We start from the raw sequence: 19,449 nt of genomic DNA on the forward strand, positions 1-19,449 counted from the left end.
TGTTTTATCTCCTTGAATATGCTGGAGATACAATGCCTTTTTGCTAATTATGTTCCAAAAGTGAATAGATATGCGCCAAAAAGGACAGAAAACATCGAAAACAAGACGGTGATCATTACTTAAAATTCTTCTTATATGACTCCAGTCTAGAACTGATAATACCAGTTTATCGAGAATTTTAGTTGATGGGGGGGATAAACGGTCTATGGGGGTATGGCTCTCTTTTCCCGTTCTGTACTGCAATGTTTAAAAGATTGAATGTCGTTGTGAAGTTTAATCTTTCCCCCTTAGCTTAAAAGTAAGCTCTCTTAATGCTTTTCTTTCAATTAATGTCCCAGATACTGCTTGAGGAAAACTTTGTCAACGCTTTTCCATCATTGATTATGTTTGAAGGTAAAAAGTAAAATTCTGGAGTCTTTATTTTATTATTCATTTTTTTGTAAAAACAGCGCGTCTTCTAAAATTTTAGTTTTTTATATTGTACTTATAATTAAAAGAATGCTTCAATTATTCAAAATAAATATCAAAAGTATTCAATTCAAAAAGCTATGAGAGATAAAAGAGAAGGAAGAAACATTAGTGTTCTAAGCTGTTTTTCCTTCTCTTATTGCTCTATATCAAAACAATGCTAGAAAAATTTTCTAAGTTCTTTGAGTAAAAACTCCCAAAACCAGAGAGGAAAGTTGAAAAGTTTTGAGACAATGTCCAAAAGTTTTGAGATTCTCTCCAAAGGTTGTTTTTTAGTTTCGCCCGCAGTTTTTTTATACGATGTAAGAGCACTTTGATTTGAGAGATAAATTTGGTTCGATGGACCATCTTGTATTAAGAAAGTGCATTTTGTAAAGGTCATGCGTTCCACCTTTATGACGTAGGGATTATGAACTGTAATCGGTTCATAGGTGCTACAGGTTTTCACTTTTGCATTTGCAGTTGTCATGGATTCTGTTTCAAATGTATTTGTATAAAGGTTACTTGTGCGTTTTTCGGGTTTACTGTCGATTAAAATACATTCATCCATTATGCTTTTTATGGGTGCATTTACTTTGTTTATAAAGTTTTTGAGATGTTTAGAAAATTGAGTTTCTAAGGATAGGATTTTTAGGGATGGGATTTTTATGATTGTATTCATTTTATCAAGTTTTTTTAATACTTTTTTTATTAAAGGCCCGTAAATGTCTTTAATGTTTAAAAAATCACGAACACCAAGTTTACTGATGGCATTATAGGACCACCCTGAAAGACATGCGATCATTTCAATTGATTGCTCGTCGCCTTCTTTGCTCTGTATTGCTTTTAAGTCTTTAAATTTCGGGCGGCGTAAGGTGATTTCTGTGTATGTCTTTCCTTCCACTTTAATAGGTCCAAGTAATTGGTACGTGGCTCGTTCTGTTATATTCATTAATAGCTTCTCCTTGCTTTCTACATTAGATGCAGAATGATTCGTCAAATTTTTATTATATCATGTTTGTCAATAGCTTAGGCAATAAACTTTGTGCTGGCTATGTAGAATGAAATTCTAACAAAATGGACAAGATGAATTTAGATTTTAGAGCGAGATAGAAGCACAATTTGCTTTATGATATTAGTGGGCTATTAAGTTTATTTGCTCAATTATTTGTGTTGATAAAGACTTCTCCATGAGCCATTATTATATGCTGTATTGTTACAATAATATTTGCGTGGGGAGTTTTGAGGAAAGGGAGTTTGTGGCTTCTTTTTTCTTTGAGCGTTGTAAACCACTTCTGATAAAAGATGTTGTCGGGAAAGTGATGTTGTTATCATGGAGAGGGATAGTGTTTGGGAGCGTTTTTGTTGATGATATCAATGAAAAAAAGCTGATGAAGATAGGGCAACATGAATACAACAAAATGCGCTATTTCGGATTGGGAAATATATCTCTGAAGGAGAGTTTTGATCTTTTAGCTTCTTTTGCGTATAGTTTTAAAATTGCGATTTGCTATGCTTTAAAATTAATTATAAAGTGAAGCACTAAGTGTTTATTTACGTGTTGAGTGTGTGCGTGCGGATCATACACTGGATTTATGTATCAACAAGCTGAATTATTCTCGAATAAAGTAAAAGAATAAAGAAAATTGATTATTTTATTCCCTGTGGATAAAGTTAAAATAGCTTTATATTTATAAATATAAATTATTATTTTTCTATAAACGTAAAATTTAAATATTTTTAAATTTAAGAAATGTGACTTTCCTGATGAAACATAAATATACATTACCATTCATTATACTTATCGTATGTTTATCAACAGGAGGTTTGATTTCTACCGATATTTTTTTACCAGCACTGGGCGATATGCGTCAATATTATCAAGTGACACAATCTCAAATTCAAAGTGCAGTGGCGGTTTTTTTGTTGGCATTGGCACTTGGACAGCTCATTTATGGGCCGCTGAGTGATAATTTTGGGCGTAAAAAAACACTTCTATTGGGCTTATTCTTGTGGTTATTTACGACACTTGGTGTGATTTATACGGTTCATATTCACGCTTTTCTTGTGTTACGTTTTTTGCAAGGTCTTGGTGCTTGTGCGGGACTTGTCTTAAGTCGTGCAATTATCAATGATTTGTTGGATAAAAAAGCGGCTGGAAAACTTTATTTGATTGTTTTCCCTTTTATTGGAATGTCGCCAGCACTTGCACCTTTCATTGGTGGACTTTTGATACAGGCTTTTCATTGGCAGGCAACTTTTATCTTTTTAAGCTTTTTTATATTTTTGACCATTTTGCTATGTTGTTTTGTGCTAAGCGAAACTCTGCCCCCTCAAAAACGGCAGCATTTTTCTCCGGTAGGATTGATAAAGGCATATTTAGGCGTTTTCAGAAATAAACAATTTATTTTTTATGCACTTATTCCGTGTTTTTCTTACGCTGCCTATTTTGCTTATATTGTGGAGTCGCCTTTTTTACTCACGACTTTGGGGTTATCGCCGATACACATTAGTTATAGCTATATTGGTGTCTCGTTTCCCTATATTTTGGGAAATCTTTTGGCGCGATGGTTTTTTGAACGCGAGTCTATGGAAAAAACTGTGGGGAGAGGGTACATTATTTTTGTGATAGGTGGTGTGCTGTTTGCTTTGCAAATGTATCTAAGCCCATGGCCCCTTGTGACAAGTTTTATGGCTATTGCTGTTCTTACTTTTGGCAATGGTTTTTTATTGCCGTTAGGAACAGCGTTGGCTATTTCATCGCATCCGAAAGCTGCGGGAGCGGCTTCTGGTGTTATGGGATCTTTGCAATTAGGAAGTGCGGCACTCAGTGCAGCGGTTATCGGAAAAATCTCTGGTCATAGCCCACGGGCTATGGCAACTTTGTTAGCTGTGTGTTGTATGATTGGTTTTATCATTTATATTCAAAAAGCGCGTCATTTTATGACTTCAGAAATAAGCTGAGTAAATGATAAAAAGAAAGCATTATGCGGAAATGCTTTTGATATTTTACACAAATGGGGCACCTGTACATTAGATGAATTTTTTTATTAAGTTGCTGGATTGAGTGGGTTTAAAATTTGTTACAAGCTTAGTTTGAGTTTAACAAATCGATTATTATGGGGGGAGAATATGAGCCTAGAGTTTCAACATATTTTCATTATATTGGGTGGGAAAAGTTCTGGCTCTAATGCATGTTTAAAATAAGGGGAGGAATTGATCAATGAGCCTTCCTATTATTATTCTTTCTCCTGTAATGCCAATTTGGGATGGTGGTGTTTTTTGTTCTCCATTGACAAAGCTATGTTCAACAAAAGGATTCCCTGTCACTCTGCTGGATACGCTTTCTCTTTTTCCTAAGGGTTCTCATGTTCTCAATTATTCTGCTGTAGACACTTTATCTTTTATGGCAGAAAAACTTAAAAGCTATTTTAAAGAGCCCGCAGTGCTTGTGGGATTTTCTATGGCTGGAACATTGGTACAAATATTGGCAGTACAGCTTCCCAATGTTCAAGCTGTGCTTGCTGTGAATGCGCCTGGCTATCCAGATAAGGTTTTGCAACGGCGCCTTGGAGATATTCTTGCCTCCTTAGAAAATAATGATTTATCGGGGGCTTTGGAAATACTCAATGGTTTTATGCATCCTTCTGGCGTTATGAAAAAAAGAGCCTTATTGGAGATTCCTGATGAACAAAAAAGCGTGGCAATTGAACGCATGACAAGAGGCTTTAAACTCTTATTAGAAATAGATGCTAGAGATGAGATAGTTAAGTATAAGGGGAAGTTTTTAGCTTTAGTGGGAGAAAAGTCGCAACTTGCAACGGTAAATAATCAGACGAAAAGTCATAATCTGAACCATGAATATAAGATTATCTCTGGTGCTGGTACGCGTTTGTGGGAGGATAATCCTACTATGACGGATGCAGTTATTGATGAGTGGCTGGAGGGATTATGAAAAAGAAAGTTCTTGTATTACCTGGTGATGGGATAGGACCAGAGGTTTGTGATGCTGCGTTGATGGTTTTAGAGCAATTCCAATTGCCGATTGAATTAACTTATGGTGATATTGGTGTTGAATGTTGGAAACGGGAAGGAGCTTCTGTTCCTCAAGCGACTTGGCAAAAAATTACTCAGAGTGATGCTATTTTACTTGGTGCTGTGACCAGTAAAGGAAAAGAAGCGGCTTTAAAAGAACTTGAGCCGCATTTACGAGAGAAAAAACTTGCCTATGTTTCTCCCATACTTCAACTTCGCCAAAAGTTAGGTTTGTTTGCGAATATACGTCCTGTAAGATACATCTTTGGTCCGAGAAAACCTTTTCATTTTTGTGTTATCAGAGAAAATAGTGAAGGCCTTTATGCTGGATTGGATTTTCGGGGTATTTCTCCTGAAACAGCCGTTTGGCTAAAACATCCAAATTTGACAAAATATGGGCTTGAGGAAGCTGCGTGGACAGTCCGTTTGCAGACACGCTTTGGTTTAGAGCGGTTATTTGAATACGCTTTTTCTTATGCAAGGAAATATAGCTTTAGGCGAGTTACTTTTGCTGATAAGCCCAATGTTCTGCGAAAAAGTGGGCAGTTTGCTCAGGAAATTTTTGAGAAAATTGCGCAAAACTATCCGGAAATTGAAGCAGATATTCAGAATGTTGATGCGGTTGCTTTGTGGATTGCAACCAAGCCAGAGCAGTTTGGTGTGATTGTTGCTGAAAATATGTTTGGCAATATTCTCTCTACTCTTGGCTCTGGTATAATGGGGGGATTGGGGCTTGCATCTCATGTGAATGTGGGGAGCGAGATTGCTTGTTTTGAACCTGTTCGTGGTAGCACACCACGTATTGCTGGACAAAATAAAGCCAATCCTTCTGCGATGCTTTATACCACGGCTTTACTCTTAGAGCATTTAGGCTTTAAAGATGCAGCAAAACAACTGTCTGAGAGTGTTGATCAGGTTATTCGTGCTGGAAAAACCGTTACCTATGATCTTGGAGGTGTCGCCTCTACCCGTCAAATGGCTGAAGCTGTTCGCAATTCTCTTATGAATCCTGTCTTTGTTTGTCGTGCGGCGATTATTACCGTTGGTGATGAACTCCTTTCAGGACAATATTTGAATACGAACTTACAAGATTTAAGCCAAAGCTTGAACAAGAGAAATATTCAAGTCACACGTCATTTTGTTTGTGCTGATCAATTACAGCAAATCAGTGAGACTGTTGTTTCTTGTCTTGGACAAGAAGATCTTATCATTATCAGTGGGGGATTGGGACCAACATCAGATGATAAAACACGTGATGGAGTTGCTCAAGCTGTAAAGCAGCCTTTACTACATCATGAAGATGTTTGGCAAACAATAAAGGGTCAATTACAACGATTAGGGATTACGGCGGATAAGAGTAATGCACGTCAAGCATTGTTTCCTGAGACAGCAACTGTGCTTGATAATCCTACAGGCACAGCACCAGGGTTTTATCTCTCTTGCGATGGAAGTACGCTTGTTGTTTTGCCTGGTCCACCATCACAGGCTCTTGCGCTTTTAGAGAATTATTTAGAACACAACGAGAAGAAATATTTTTCTGTATCGCGTGCGGAGTATGCATGGACTTTGATTGGAATTGATGAAAGTACTATTGCGCAGTGGGTTGATGATCATCTTGAAAATGAACCCTTTGAACGGCATTTTTTATGGAAAAGCCCCTATGTTTTGGTGCAACTGGTTGCTCAATCAGAAGCGCTCTTGGAACAACATTTCGTGGAAGCATTTGAAAATCATTTTCACCCCTATTTAGTTGGGGCAGAAGTTACTACTGCTTGTAAACAATTAGCGATGCATGCAGAGGTTCATTGGTTGGGCAATGATCCGCTGCTTTTAAAATATTTTCAGCCCATAGAAAAAGGTAAACAAGATATTCCTCTGCTTGAGGTTGAAGTGAGCCTAGAGCCTTCTTTGGAGACATTAGAAAATCAAGCAGAAAGCCTTGGACATGCCACCATAACTATACGGATGAAAGGTTATGGTGATGATCGTATAACTTTTCCCTATACGCGACCACTTTTAGGTGTCGTCTTACAAGAATATGCAGCTTGGGCTGTCTTAAAAAGATATTTGAAAATGGAGAAGAAAAAATGAACCTCTATGGGGATGTAAAATATTGCCTAAATTATTGAACGTTCTATTATAAGAAGTATTTTGATCCTTTTCTTCAGTGGTTTTTGTCTATAGGGTAATTTTTCTTTTGATGTGTCATTAAATGACTTTGATTGATTCAAGATTAAGAAAAACTTTACGATATTAGGCTCGCTATATTCAATATTTATAATGATTAATTATGATTATAAATCAAGATGTTATCTTTCATGGAGCCTATGACAAGGAATCCAGAGACGTCATGTACCGCAAGCGTTGTAGATAATTGAGATTCTTCTGAAAATCAAAAAGCGATGGTGTGAAAAGACAAGAAGTCGTGTCATTTACAGGAAAGCTTTGCAAATTTTATTGAACAATATGTCCGTGAAGAGTTTATTGCGAACATGTGCCGTTCTGTTATCTGATAATAAATTGCTGTAAAGAGCTCATAAAATTTTTCCTTTAAGTTTTTGTGTGATTGCATGATCGTTAGGTGTTCACTTCCGAGGGGCGATATTTTTCAATTTGATAACAGGAAGAACTATTTTTTCTGTAAGATGTGAAGATTTAAGGAGTGATTATTTTACGCTTTTGTTTTCTTTTTGATTGGTAATTTGTAGGAATTTTTTTTGGGGAAAATATTTAATGTGGTTAAAAACATTTTATGCGTGTGTGGGAGAAAAATAAAAATGTGGTCTTAATTGTTGATAAGAGTGTCAATATTTTTGATGAACAAATTTTAGTCGTAATTCTTAGTATCTAGATGGGAAGTTTATTGCATTTTTTAACAGTTCGTATTCTATCTGTTGTGATGCGCAGTGGTTTTTTAAGCAAAAAAGAAAGGGCTTTTATGTATCAGATTGATTACAACAGTTATCGTTCTGTCAAGAGTTTTAGTCGTCGCGTTCATTTTCTCGTTATGCATTATACGGCTATTGATTTTAAAGCCTCGATTATGGCGCTTACAGGAGAAAAGGTTAGTGCACACTATCTTGTTCCTGATCCTTCAGAGCAGACATATCGTGAGGCAGGCTTTAAGGATATGCGTATTTTTAATCTGGTTGATGAAAATGAGCGTGCATGGCATGCGGGTGTGAGTTCATGGGCTGGGCATAGTCATCTCAATGATGCATCTATCGGGATTGAAATCGTTAATTTAGCGACTTATCATGATGGGACGGGTATGTTTCCTCCTTATAATCCAATACAAATTGATGCTGTTAAGGAACTTGCCTTGAATATTCTTCAACGGTATCCCGATATTATGCCAACAGATGTGGTGGGACATAGTGATATTGCCATTGGAAGAAAAAGTGATCCAGGAGCAGCTTTTCCATGGAGAGAACTTTATAGCGCAGGTATAGGAGCATGGTATGATGATGAACTAAAAAGTCATTATCAAGAGCAATTCTCTAAGAATTTGCCACCCAAAGAAGATGTTTTGGCGAAGCTAAAATGTTATGGATATGACATTTCTGCTGCGTGTACCCAAACAGGATACAAAGATTTGATCCGAGCATTTCAACTTCATTTTCGTCAAGAAAATTATGATGGGATTCTAGATGTTGAAACAGCAGCAATTCTTTATGCATTGGTTGATAAGTATTTTCCGTGAATTCAATGCGTTTTAATTGAAAATATGGCTTATGATTACGTGTAAGCCTTTTTATTATCAGGAAAGGCTGCTTTTTGCCAATTGGCTTTATGTAAAAAGGGCATTAATCGTGTAAAAAATCCCCTGTAGGGTATAAGGCGTTTTATGGAAACATAACTCTGAAAGCTCTATGATTTGCAGAGATTAAATTTTATTGTTTCTTTGTCTTATATTTTTCTTCCTTTAAAAACGCATAAAGCCAAGATGTTGTGTATATGATGACATGTTCCTTACGCAGGGTAAAACGCTTCAAATAAAATGGATTTGTATTGTATATTTCCATGCTTGTTTTAAAGAAATGTCTTTTAGTGTGTATCACAACACATATTTTATAGCGACGTTCATAGAGAATATAATCTAAAATCCTCTATGAAGTGTATCCTCATTTTTATGCTTAATAAAAGTGCCTAGCACTATCGTACATTTTGTTAGATCTCAATGTTACGACAACCCTTGGAACTGAAAACGATACATAAAAGGGTTTTCTTTACTCGTTTTTATTCACACGGCTCTCTCCGCTTGTCGTGTACAAGTGAAAGGTTTTGGTTGATTGAAACATGCAAAATTATAAATTATGATTATAAATCAAAGTGATGCAGATTCAAGAAAAATAGGGGCATTTACAGATTGCTACTGATAGGGGGGCTATTCTTTAGAAGGGGAAGAGGTCAATTCATTTTTTTGAAGATATATCTCTTTTCTCTTTTATTGCTTTAGGGGATGTTTGCATCGTTTTGACAGCATGTTTCTTAATGATTAAGTTTTTTAATGAAGCAGTGTTATAAAACGTTGTGTTTTAGAGTGTTGATAGAAGACACATTCAGGCATATCAAAAACACAATGATATCTTGTTTTTTCAATATTTTATCTGTTCAGTGTAGAATTTATTTGAGAAGATCATGACCTAAATTAACAAAGGTTAGAAGTAAATTACCAAGAAAGACCAATTTGCTCATAAAGCAAAGGGGTTATTCATGCTTTAAAGGGCAAGGAAGAGATTGTGTTTGAAGTGATGTGTAAAAGCCCGTGTGAGGTGCTCTTATCAAACATATCAGGTTAATCTTCTAAGAGTAGTTTTATGAAACTAAGTCGGTTTTTTTTCGAGAGACAAGACAATACGTATCAGGAAAAGATATTCATGATATTTGATTTCAAAAATAAAAACTGGCAAACCATGTTGCCAGTTTTTAAAAGCTGTAGCTTAAATAGGATTAGAATGAACGCTGTAAACGGATCATACCTTGAAAAGCACTTTTCTTGTTGAATAAATGTTTTTCATCATTATTTTTATCCGTCACAACGCGATCATCGTTCCAAGAAACATAGGTTAATTCAGGTGTAATCACAAATCCTGGAACCAGCGTGTATGTAATATTTACAGAAGTTGCAAAGGTTTTTACAGCACTATAAGAAACTTGAGCATTCAAATTTGCTTTTGGAGTAAGCTTGTAAGTGGCACCCGCCCAAGCAGCCCATTTACCACCCCAGTTTGCATAAATTGTTGTGCTTTTTCGTGATAACTCATCATTTGCATTTACTGTGTAGTAATCAAGTCCATTTTTATAGCCAGCCATTACCCATAGATTGAAACGATCGTTGACATTGAAATCTGCACGTACTTTTCCAGCCCACTTTTTGTAGTAAGCATCATATGCTGCAACTGCTGAAAAACCACCCCATTTTTGCATGAACTTTATACCCAAAACCACATTCGGGGTGTAATTTTTAATTGCTTTACTTGGAAGAGTGCCCTCAGTGATAGAAACAAGCTTATCATCTTTATCAATGTAGTATCCTGTTATTCCTGGAAGAGAATCTGCATTATTGCCTAATTCAGCGCCGATAATAGCAGAAAAGCCGGAGTCACCACTAAAGGTGTAGGAAATAAAATTGGTGCGTGTTGTGCCGGCAGGCGCTATGCTGTCATCATTGAGAACATTTCCATAATCACCAGTCCAGCTGTTGAAAATTGTGTCATCAAGACCTACGCGAAAACCACCCAGTTCAATGTAAGCCGCGGCAAGCTTTGCAGCAGCGTTGTCTCTACCATCACCCCAGTTTGAATAAATTCTTGCATATGAACGAAGTGTTCCCATTTCTGTTTCAGAAGCTGCTTGAAAAACAAGGGTGAGCCGTGATGCTGCGCCATAGGTTTTTCTTTTGTTTCTTAGTTCAGTTTCGGTTGTTGCATCGATATTATCACCGCCTATAAAATCAGTACGAACATTTCCTGATAAACGCATGCAGGTTTCTGTTCCAGGGATATAAAAATATCCTTTTCCATAGGCATCACAAACGCGAATATATTCTACAGGTTCGGGTTCGGCGATAACTGTTGAAGCAGCATGTGCTCCAGAAATTGCTAAAAAAGCTGCTGTAGAGCTTAAAAAGAGGGATTTAATATTCATATGGGATCTCCGAGGTCCGGTTAAATTTCTTCTAAAGAGTACCATTTGCCTAACGCATTAAGGACAAAGACATAAGTAAATACGCAGCACTTGTTATCTTAGCTATAACTAATCTTTTTAGAGTTTCAAATGTGAAATTACCTTTTTGTAATATATACATGTACTATTCGAGATGCTGTGGTAAAAAAGACACAATTTTTGTTTTATTAACTTTTGCTCCTTATGGGATCAATAAAGGAAAAAAAATTCAGATATTTGGGAAAAAAATCGAAAATGTCTTGAACTTTCTGTTGATACCATTTATGCCTCTCTGTTGGAGAGGTGGCCGAGTGGTCGAAGGCGCTCCCCTGCTAAGGGAGTAGGGCTCAAAAGGCTCTCGAGAGTTCGAATCTCTTCCTCTCCGCCATCTATTGTTATAAAAGCAGTTGACTGTGTATCGGAATTCTGTTTATCCCGTTGGGATTATGCCTCTCATATAAAAAGCATGTTCTAAACACAAATATACTTGTGTTGCCGATTTATGCGCTTGTTTTAAAGAGATATCTTTGCAATGTGTGTAAGCCCATTTTGCGACGCTGCCTCGTAAATGGTATAAAACACAAAAGTTTCTGTGAGACATATAAAGCCTTATAAAGCCACATCATTTGTATACTTATGAAGATGCAAAGAGGCATATTATATATCTGCTTATATATCTGCCTTCCTGTTGTTATAGATTTTGACTATGAGAGTTCATAAAAGGCATTTTTCCTTTCTAAATCGTTTTTATTTATACGGCTTTCTTTGCTTATGATGTGCAAGCAAATGATTTTGATTGTTTCAACCATAAAGCAGATTTGAAAAGAAAGAATCTTACAATATTCGCGTTTGGTATATTATCATTATAAATCAACGTGTTGCTTTATATTTGCATTGTGTATTGAAAGTTGGATGTGGCAATGCTCTCAAAAAAGTTATAGATTTCTTTTAGAAGAAAACATTGTGGGTGAAATGTTATGGTTTTCCTCTCATAGAGACTTTTGAAAGTGTTTCATCCATCTCATGACAACCAAACCACACATGAAAAAAGTAATGGTCGGTAATATTAGGTAGTAAGATGGAGAAACTTTTGCAGGAAGAAAAGAAATAATACTCAATACTGTAATTGAAAATATTCTTCCGCTAAAAGAGACAGCACCAACAACACCGGAAATATGCTGCGTTTGTTTTTGGTTAAGTTCTGAGAAAAATAAGCTTTTTGCGCCGATCGGTACAGTGCAAATAAATCCATGGATTAAAGAGAAGGCGATGACTGATGCAGCAGTTTGATGGCTATGAACTGAAAAATAGAGCGTTATGCACATCAGCGCAGAAAAGAAGGAAAAATATTTTATAGAATTCTTATATTTTTTATCAAGAACATGATACTTAGACATCAGTAAATTTGAAAAATATTGTGCTGAAAAGGCTCCAATATGGCAGCACATCAAGACGAGCATTTGCGAACCGTTGAGGTGATGAATTTTTCCCCCTGAAAGTATTATCGGTTGCCAGAAATGATAAATAATCTGAATACCAGCGCTAAAAAGGCACATGAGGAAAATAAACCATGCTCCTCCTACTGTATTTTGAAATATCCAGAGCGTTTCCTTGGCATTGTGCAAGATTGTTTTTGTTTTGGACGTTTCAGTTGTCGTTTTCTTTTCTTCAGGAACAATAAGGAAGATCAAAAAAATAAATCCCATCATGAGGCATGAGATGATATATCCCATAAAATATCGTCCAGAGTAATAGATCGTTCCAATTCCTACAATCCCACTGAGAATACTTCCAAAAGAGTTAACCTGGTGGTAGAGATGAGCATAATGCGAAAAGTGATCCTGTTTATCGCCTAGAGAATGGTAAATCCATCCGTCAATGGCGCTGACAATGATGCAAATGCCTGCTGCATAGAGAATTTGCGCAATAATAAGTGCTGTCATATTGGGAGCTTGAAGGCATAGAAGATAAAATACTCCTGTCATAAAGACCCCAGCCATAACGGAATATTTACGCCGATATCTGTCAGATAAAACAGCACAGGGAAAATCAAGCAGCAGGATGGTGGTGGAAAAGACAACCTGAAGCAGAGCTAATTGCGCCAGACTAACTCCCATGGACATTAAAAAAATAGCATGGTAAACGCCGATCAGCATGCGTACAGCATTATAGGATCCATAGGTGAGAGCAAGGGTGCGTGGTCTGTTCATTGTGTTGTTCCATAGATTGTACAATAAGAATTCTCATTGAAAAGAATATTTTTCTGTGAAAAGGTAGCGGTTTCATATCCCCATTCAGGGATTAGTGGAAAGAAGGCTTCCATAACCATCCCAAAATTTAAAAGGTCCCTTAGTCCATATGGGACTTCAAAGCGTATTAATGAGAGCAAATGATGCAATTGTAAAGTGATTATGAGAAGCAACATAAGCCTCATAAATGAGATTGTCATCTTTGGAGGGGAGTTGCTTGTGGGGCTGTTGCTTCCGTAGTAATCATTTTGTCTAGATCTGTAAAATGACCCTAGGACGGCAAGATCATTGACATAATTAGGACTTATAGAAGTGTGTTTATTTTTTATACACCATTTACTGATCCATTCTCTTTGCTGATCAGCTGAAATAGCACAAATGATCCATAAATCGGTTTTTGGTAATTTTTTGATATCTTTTTTTATAGTCATCAACATTTGTAATCCCCCCCTTTCTTTCTGACTGTTTCTCCGTATCACTTTACGTCTAAAAAAGTTTTTTTCAGAATTCATCTTTACTTTATTTATTAAAAAGATTGTCTCGCAAGGTGCTTTTTAATCACGTCATTACGATTAAGAATTAAATTTCTGATATAAGAGGAAGGGTGCATGATACATTGTGACTAAATACATAAATCCCTCCGTATCCTGAAATGACGATTTCCTTTTGCAAAACAGTATCTTGAATGGAAGCTCGATAACCATTACGTTGATTATGGAAATGATACCCTAAAAGAGTGCTTATGATTGCTTGAAGATATTCTTTAGATATTACAGATAGGACAAGAAAATAGTTTAAAAAAATCAAACGTGGGATAAAAGCTTTCATCTTATGATGGGTAATGGTGAATTTTAAACTTCATCTACTGTTTTTTTGAGCTACTGTGCTGTAAGAAAGATCAAACTCCCCCAATTCATGTCTCTAATTTAGATCATTGATCATAAAACATTATATACTGTCTTTTCAAATTATAACTTTGCTCATTGCTTGTCTTCACTGATTAAATCAACATTTCTCTAAAAATGCCGCTTGAGAAAAATGCATCCTATCAGTTTAATATTCTATGATCTTTTAATTAATTTAAAGAAGATAACATAAAATATACGATAAAAAATGAATAAATTTCAATTTTTATAAAAAAACAAACTTTTTACTGCTGCTGATAAAAAACAAAGCTATATTAAAAGTAGCCTTTATACCCTTCAATACTATTGATTTTTGGTTGTTACCGGATGAAGGTTCCTTTGTTTTGGAAAGAGCAGAGCAGAATTTAAGAGCAGAATGGGCGCGTGCGCAAAAGCTTGTCCTTGATCTCTCTTTAAGTTGGATACTAAGCCGCTTGATGGTTGAGGGTGTTCACCATGTGAACATAACGCAACCTTGTGAGGGTATTTTAGTCATACCTGATGAAGCAGAGCTTTAGGGGATATTGTCTTGTTTGAACGGGGGCGTGCTTATTGATTTCCTCGTTGTTATTGCTGCTTAATTTCAGCCATTATTTTCTGAAAAAGAAGCTTTGTAGGGAGAAGATCATACATGGAGCAGGGCGTAAAACGATGAAATGCATATAACTGATCCAGTAATGTTGACAATAATCGCTCAATATGTTCCTCTGGTTGTTCAAACAAATGGCTAGATTGGCTTTTATTCTCTGAGATAAGTGCTACCCTCGATGAGATAGAATGCGGATGAGCGAATTATTAGTTAAGGGATTAGAGTAATGGGGGGAAAAAATAATCGTCAAGATTTGAGTTATTTCAAAATCGCTGTGTTCGGTATGATTATTATGATTTTGGGGATGGGAATTGGGCGATTTTTCTATACGCCGGTATTTCCAGTTATGTTGGATGAAGGATTGTTTACCTTTAAGCAACTTTCTTATATAGCTAGTGCTAATTATGGCGGTTATTTAGTTGGGAGTATGTTTTTTTCGTTTTGCAGAGTTGGGAATATATCCCGTGCTCCCTACATGCTATTTGGTGCAGCTATAGTGACGAGTGCACTTATTTTTGCCATGGCGTTAACAACAAACTTTTACTTGGTCTTCTTTATCCGCTTTGCTGCCGGTATCGCGAGTGCAGCAATGATGATTTTTGGTTCTATGACGGTTATGCAGCATAGTCACAAGCTGTGGGTTATTGCTTCGCTCTATGCAGGTGTGGGAGTTGGTATTCTGCTGGGTAATGAGTATGTTATTATTGGTTTGAGTAAATCGCTGAACGCGAAAAATATTTGGTTTGGAGCTGGTTTTATATCTGTTGTATTGTTGCTCTTGTTGTTTATTTTATTTCCACGTCGTGTTGATGCGTCTCAATTTGCTATTAATGAGTCATTGGCACACGAAAATATCGTTTGGTGGGAACTCGCTCTGATTTATGGGCTTGCTGGGTTTGGTTATATTATTGTCGCGACATATCTTCCTCTGATGGCGAAAACATTTAATTTCCCACTACTCGCTAACCACTTATGGTCGTTTGTCGGAATTGCCATTGTTCCTAGTTGTTTCATTTGGTTATGGGGAGCCCATCGGTGGGGGGTATTACGTTGTCTGATGCTCAATTTGCTTATCCAAGGAGGATGCGTATTACTGACATTATTCAGTCAGTCTCTTGTACTGATCGTTCTCAGTTGTATAGGGTTTGGATTTACTTTTATGGGGACGACTTCTTTAGTTATGCCGTTAGCTAAGCGTTTATATGCGCCGTATGGCATAAATCTGCTAGGCTTGGCTACCTTAACTTACGGTTTTGGCCAAATATTAGGACCTCTCTTGACGAGTTTTTTACAGTCTGGTTCACATGCCATTGCGCTTTCCGTTATCTGTGGTGCTGTAGCGCTTTTTGTTGCTGCTGGAATCTGTCAATATTGTCTTTGTAAAAAGGTCGTTGGCGTTTCATAAACCCGCAATCTTCACTAAAAAGTCAGAGAATTTATTCCATTCTTTTTGAAACATTTTGTGAAAGTCAAATTATTCTAATAGGGGAGATTACAGAATGCTTCACTCTACAGTCGCTATTTTGGGCGTTGGTCCTCGTGGGATCAGTATTCTCGAACGCTTGCTCACACTTTATTCCCATTATCCATTTTCTGGGAACATTGATATTTTATTGATTGATCCCAATGAGATGGGAACCGGTACCCATAGTGTGCATCAGCCAGATCATTTATTGGTTAACACTGTCGCTTGCCAGATTACTTTATTTGGTGATGATACAGTTAAGGGTGTCGGGCCTATTCGGAAGGGACCGAATTTCTATCAATGGGCTATTCAACAAGGTTATCGTAATATTAACGGTGTTTTTTCTCGTACAGAGCATGATGTTGGGAGAGAAATCAAAGAAAATGATTATTTATCACGTCGTTTGTTAGGGGAATACCTGTCTTGGGCTTACCAAGAGCTCACGCAAGATTTACCTTCCGGTATTCGTATTAAGGAGATCCGACAAAAGGTTATTAATCTCCATATCCACCAAGATAATAAAACGGATGTTCTTTTGGAAGATGGCTGTCATTATAGTGTAGATTTTGTTTATATGACCACGGGTCACGGTAAGAATATATATTCATCGCATGATGAAAGCCTGCAACAGTTTGTGGCTGGTCACCAAATGAAAAACGCTCTTCTGAACTATTATTCGAATCCTTATCCAATTGAAAAGTTGGACTCTATACAATCTCAGTCTCGTGTGCTGGTGCAGGGAATTGGATTAACTAGCTATGATGTCTTGTCGCAATTGACTTACGGTCGCGGTGGGACTTTTACTGAAAATGCTGGACAATTGCGCTACATGCCAAGCGGCAAAGAACCTGCGACAGCTCTATTCTCCCGTCAAACATTGCCTTTTAGTAGTCGCGGGATTAATCAAAAGGGGGGGAGTGGGCAATACATACCATCATTCCTTACTCTCGATGCAATACATCATCTGCGTAAGCAATCCAGCATTGCTAACGGTTCTCCGAAGCTGGATTTCGAAACGCAGCTTTTACCTCTGTTGCTTAAAGAAATGTGTTATGTCTATCGAAGTACGCAGCTGGGGCACTGGCTAGACCCTGAAACCTATGTTGTTACTTCCAAAGACGAGCAGTGTATTCAAGCGTTGCTGTATCCTTATCGAAATAAAATATTTGCTTCTTTGAAGGATTATACAAGATTCTTCATGGAGCATTTGAAGGACGATCTTCATTCTTCCGCTGCAGGTAATGTTGATGGCCCAGTGAAAGCTGCTACAGATGTGCTACGAGATGTCCGTGATATCTTACGTTCAGCAATTGATTTTTGCGGGTTAACGTCTTCATCTCACAAGTACTTTATTGAATATTTTAATCCAAACTTTAACCGTATTTCTGTCGGCCCACCGATGCAGCGAAACCAAGAGTTGAAGGCTCTGATGGAGGCTGGTATCGTGACTTTGGCTGGCGGACCTTCACCTAAACTTGTTCTCAATGCTAGTACCAGCCGTTTCGAAATTCAGTCTGTTTTTCAAGATGAAAACAGTTCAGTTGATGGAGATGTGCTGATCAAGGCCAAGATTGATAGTTTTTCTCCGTTGCGTGATGAGTCCCCTTTTATCCAGAATTTGGCTGGTCAGGGCATCATTCGACCATTTATCAACCAAGGATATCATCCTGGTGGTATTGATATTGACCGTCGGCAGCATCCTATAGACACTAAAGGGCAAATACAAAATACATTATGGGTGGTCGGTAATCCAGTAGAGGGGCCCAATTTTTATACATATATTTTGCCTAGGCCTTTAGTTAATTCTCGTGCACTGCGGGATGCAGGGCGCTGTGTCACTGACATGTACGAGCAGCTTCTTAATCGCTACTCAGTCAAAGATTCAACAATTAATGTACATTGATGATGTAAAAAGCTTCCTGATACGCATGTCCTCCGTATCCGTTATAATGGCGATGCTGATGCTATTCATTTTTCTTATGTCTATCTCAATAAGAACTTGGTTTCTTATTCCATTGGCTGGAGTGACTGTTTTCGGTTATTTGCTTTTGACGATACCATACTGGTGGTTGAAGGGGAATGCACGCAGTGGTGTGTTCATCCTGTTGGCTTGTGCTTTAGTGCTGATATGGCGTTGGCACTTGCCTGATGTTCGTACTGTGCTTGTGCGTTTTACTGATGTCTTTTGGCTATTACTCGCCATGGGATTGTTGCGCCATGTGATGAATACATGGCGTATTTCAGAATTTCTCTCTGAACGGTTGATGCGCTATGGAAAGGGTTCGCTTACCCTGTCCATCGCGATACTGACTGCGTTTTTAGCTTGGCCGATGAGTTTGGGGGTTATCCCCCTAATGATTGATGCCTTGAAAAAAAGTGTTTTTCCCTCTCGCCATTTGGCCGCTATTGTGATGCGAATGATGAGCATCACGATGGTACTGATGCCGACCAGCATCGGTGCAGCAACAGTTTTCGCTGCTATGCCTAGAACACCAATATTCACATCCGCTGCTTTGGGGATACCACTTTTTCTATTCAGTCTGTTGTTGTTGTGCCTTTCTCCTGTTGTACCGCTAGCTAACCCGATTATTTGCGATGAGAGAAGAGCGAATAAAGAAGGAGAGAGAGTAAGAATTTGGATTTTTTTGATATTTTTCTGGCTAATATTTATCGTTGCGTTGACAGTTATTAGGTTGAATGCACTAGAAAGCATTGCATTGACGGCGAGCATTCTATACCTCATTGAGCGTGGGAGTTCACGCAGTATTGATTTTTTGACTCCTTTGGTGGCAGTGATACGCAGTATATCCAGTGAAATTATGTTGTTGCTAGGTTGTAGTCTGCTAATATCTACTTGTGATTTGCTTATTCCTTTGTTGCCGGTGACGTTTAGTCACTCATTGGCATCACTCTCTGTTTGGCAGCGTTATGCCTGTATTCTCTTTGTATTGCCAATTTTCAGTGTAGTAGGAATTCACCCTATGGTGCTATTTAGTTTGGCATTTCCCTTACTAGGGTCATCGATGGCTTATGGGGTTACGGATTATTTGGTTTGGATTTGCTTCTTTATTGCAGCTCAACTCCTTTCTCCTGTATCAATAAATGCTATTTTTGCTTCCAGTAGCCTGCATATTTCACCGGTGGATACGAGCTTTAAAATGCATAGTTATTATGTATTAATATTTAATCTTTTTGCGTTCATTTATTTGAGCTTTTTTATTCAATATTTGTAAATTGTGGAGATCTTATGCCTTACATAAATATTAAAATTACTAATGAAGGGGTTACCTCTGAACAGAAACGGCAACTAATAGAAGGGGCAACTCAATTATTAGTTAATATTCTGAATAAAAATCCGAAAACGACTGTTGTCGTGATTGATGAAGTGGAGACAGACAATTGGGGTATTGGTGGTGTCCCCATTACAGAATTAAGAAAAGCTCAAAATAAAGAATAACTTTGTGTATTTGACAATAATTTAAGGTCAATAGGGTTAATCAATGTAAAAAATCCCGTCCTTTAGCAACATTTGATCAGACCGCTATTGGGGCGGTTGTTACAGCCCCTGATGCTGACAACCAAGTTTTTCCC

Annotated in this window: 12 protein-coding genes, 1 tRNA gene and 1 pseudogene; 10 read left to right on the forward strand and 4 right to left on the reverse strand. The window is 37.5% G+C overall.

Annotation, left to right across the window (positions count from 1 at the left end; genetic code table 11):
- Window positions 1-628: 628 nt before the first annotated feature.
- A complete protein-coding gene (locus ACFIMK_RS06465; protein ID WP_375630343.1) occupies window positions 629-1,399 on the reverse strand; it encodes a phage tail assembly protein in 771 nt (256 codons plus the stop codon).
- Between the two features lie 815 nt (window positions 1,400-2,214).
- On the opposite strand from ACFIMK_RS06465, the gene ACFIMK_RS06470 reads away from it, so the two are divergent.
- The 4 genes from ACFIMK_RS06470 (at window position 2,215) to ACFIMK_RS06485 (ending at window position 8,185) form a co-directional block, all read left to right on the forward strand.
- A complete protein-coding gene (locus ACFIMK_RS06470; RefSeq protein WP_375638797.1) occupies window positions 2,215-3,411 on the forward strand; it encodes a multidrug effflux MFS transporter in 1,197 nt (398 codons plus the stop codon).
- Window positions 3,412-3,670: 259 nt separating this feature from the next.
- A complete protein-coding gene (locus ACFIMK_RS06475; RefSeq protein WP_375638794.1) occupies window positions 3,671-4,402 on the forward strand; it encodes an alpha/beta fold hydrolase in 732 nt (243 codons plus the stop codon).
- A complete protein-coding gene (locus tag ACFIMK_RS06480) occupies window positions 4,399-6,573 on the forward strand; it encodes an isocitrate/isopropylmalate family dehydrogenase (protein WP_375683050.1) in 2,175 nt (724 codons plus the stop codon). Before ACFIMK_RS06475 ends, ACFIMK_RS06480 begins: the two co-directional genes overlap by 4 nt.
- A gap of 847 nt (window positions 6,574-7,420) precedes the next feature.
- Window positions 7,421-8,185, forward strand: coding sequence for an N-acetylmuramoyl-L-alanine amidase (locus ACFIMK_RS06485; RefSeq protein WP_375613801.1), 765 nt, complete (start codon window positions 7,421-7,423; stop codon window positions 8,183-8,185).
- Window positions 8,186-9,435: 1,250 nt separating this feature from the next.
- Here ACFIMK_RS06485 and ACFIMK_RS06490 read toward each other — a convergent pair.
- A complete protein-coding gene (locus tag ACFIMK_RS06490) occupies window positions 9,436-10,632 on the reverse strand; it encodes a porin (RefSeq protein WP_375612473.1) in 1,197 nt (398 codons plus the stop codon).
- A 315-nt stretch (window positions 10,633-10,947) separates the two neighbouring features.
- Between ACFIMK_RS06490 and ACFIMK_RS06495 the strand changes: the two genes are divergently transcribed.
- A tRNA-Ser gene (locus ACFIMK_RS06495) sits at window positions 10,948-11,038 on the forward strand.
- 601 nt (window positions 11,039-11,639) lie between these two features.
- Here ACFIMK_RS06495 and ACFIMK_RS06500 read toward each other — a convergent pair.
- Both ACFIMK_RS06500 and ACFIMK_RS06505 read right to left on the reverse strand, forming a co-directional pair.
- Window positions 11,640-12,860: an MFS transporter gene (locus ACFIMK_RS06500; RefSeq protein WP_375682473.1), complete on the reverse strand. Its 1,221-nt coding sequence runs from the start codon at window positions 12,858-12,860 to the stop codon at window positions 11,640-11,642.
- Window positions 12,857-13,330, reverse strand: a complete 474-nt coding sequence (locus ACFIMK_RS06505) for a hypothetical protein (protein ID WP_375612474.1) — start codon at window positions 13,328-13,330, stop codon at window positions 12,857-12,859. Before ACFIMK_RS06505 ends, ACFIMK_RS06500 begins: the two co-directional genes overlap by 4 nt.
- A 782-nt stretch (window positions 13,331-14,112) precedes the next feature.
- On the opposite strand from ACFIMK_RS06505, the pseudogene ACFIMK_RS06510 reads away from it, so the two are divergent.
- The 5 genes and pseudogenes from ACFIMK_RS06510 to ACFIMK_RS06530 all read left to right on the forward strand — a co-directional run.
- Window positions 14,113-14,360: pseudogene (locus ACFIMK_RS06510) on the forward strand (baseplate assembly protein); the annotation flags it as partial.
- 325 nt (window positions 14,361-14,685) lie between these two features.
- Window positions 14,686-15,798 carry a YbfB/YjiJ family MFS transporter gene (locus tag ACFIMK_RS06515; RefSeq protein ID WP_375683052.1) on the forward strand — a complete coding sequence of 371 codons (1,113 nt, stop codon included), beginning with the start codon at window positions 14,686-14,688 and terminating at the stop codon, window positions 15,796-15,798.
- Window positions 15,799-15,892: 94 nt separating this feature from the next.
- Window positions 15,893-17,761, forward strand: coding sequence for an FAD/NAD(P)-binding protein (locus ACFIMK_RS06520; protein WP_375682474.1), 1,869 nt, complete (start codon window positions 15,893-15,895; stop codon window positions 17,759-17,761).
- Between the two features lie 58 nt (window positions 17,762-17,819).
- The gene (locus tag ACFIMK_RS06525; protein ID WP_375683051.1) at window positions 17,820-19,091 is read left to right on the forward strand and encodes a hypothetical protein; all 1,272 of its coding nucleotides are present in this window, start codon (window positions 17,820-17,822) and stop codon (window positions 19,089-19,091) included.
- Between the two features lie 14 nt (window positions 19,092-19,105).
- Window positions 19,106-19,315 (forward strand): 2-hydroxymuconate tautomerase family protein, encoded by a 210-nt coding sequence (locus ACFIMK_RS06530; protein WP_375607418.1) that lies wholly within the window; start codon window positions 19,106-19,108, stop codon window positions 19,313-19,315.
- Window positions 19,316-19,449: the final 134 nt, after the last annotated feature.

Source organism: Bartonella sp. AP280QHHD (assembly GCF_042196125.1).
GTDB lineage: Bacteria > Pseudomonadota > Alphaproteobacteria > Rhizobiales > Rhizobiaceae > Bartonella.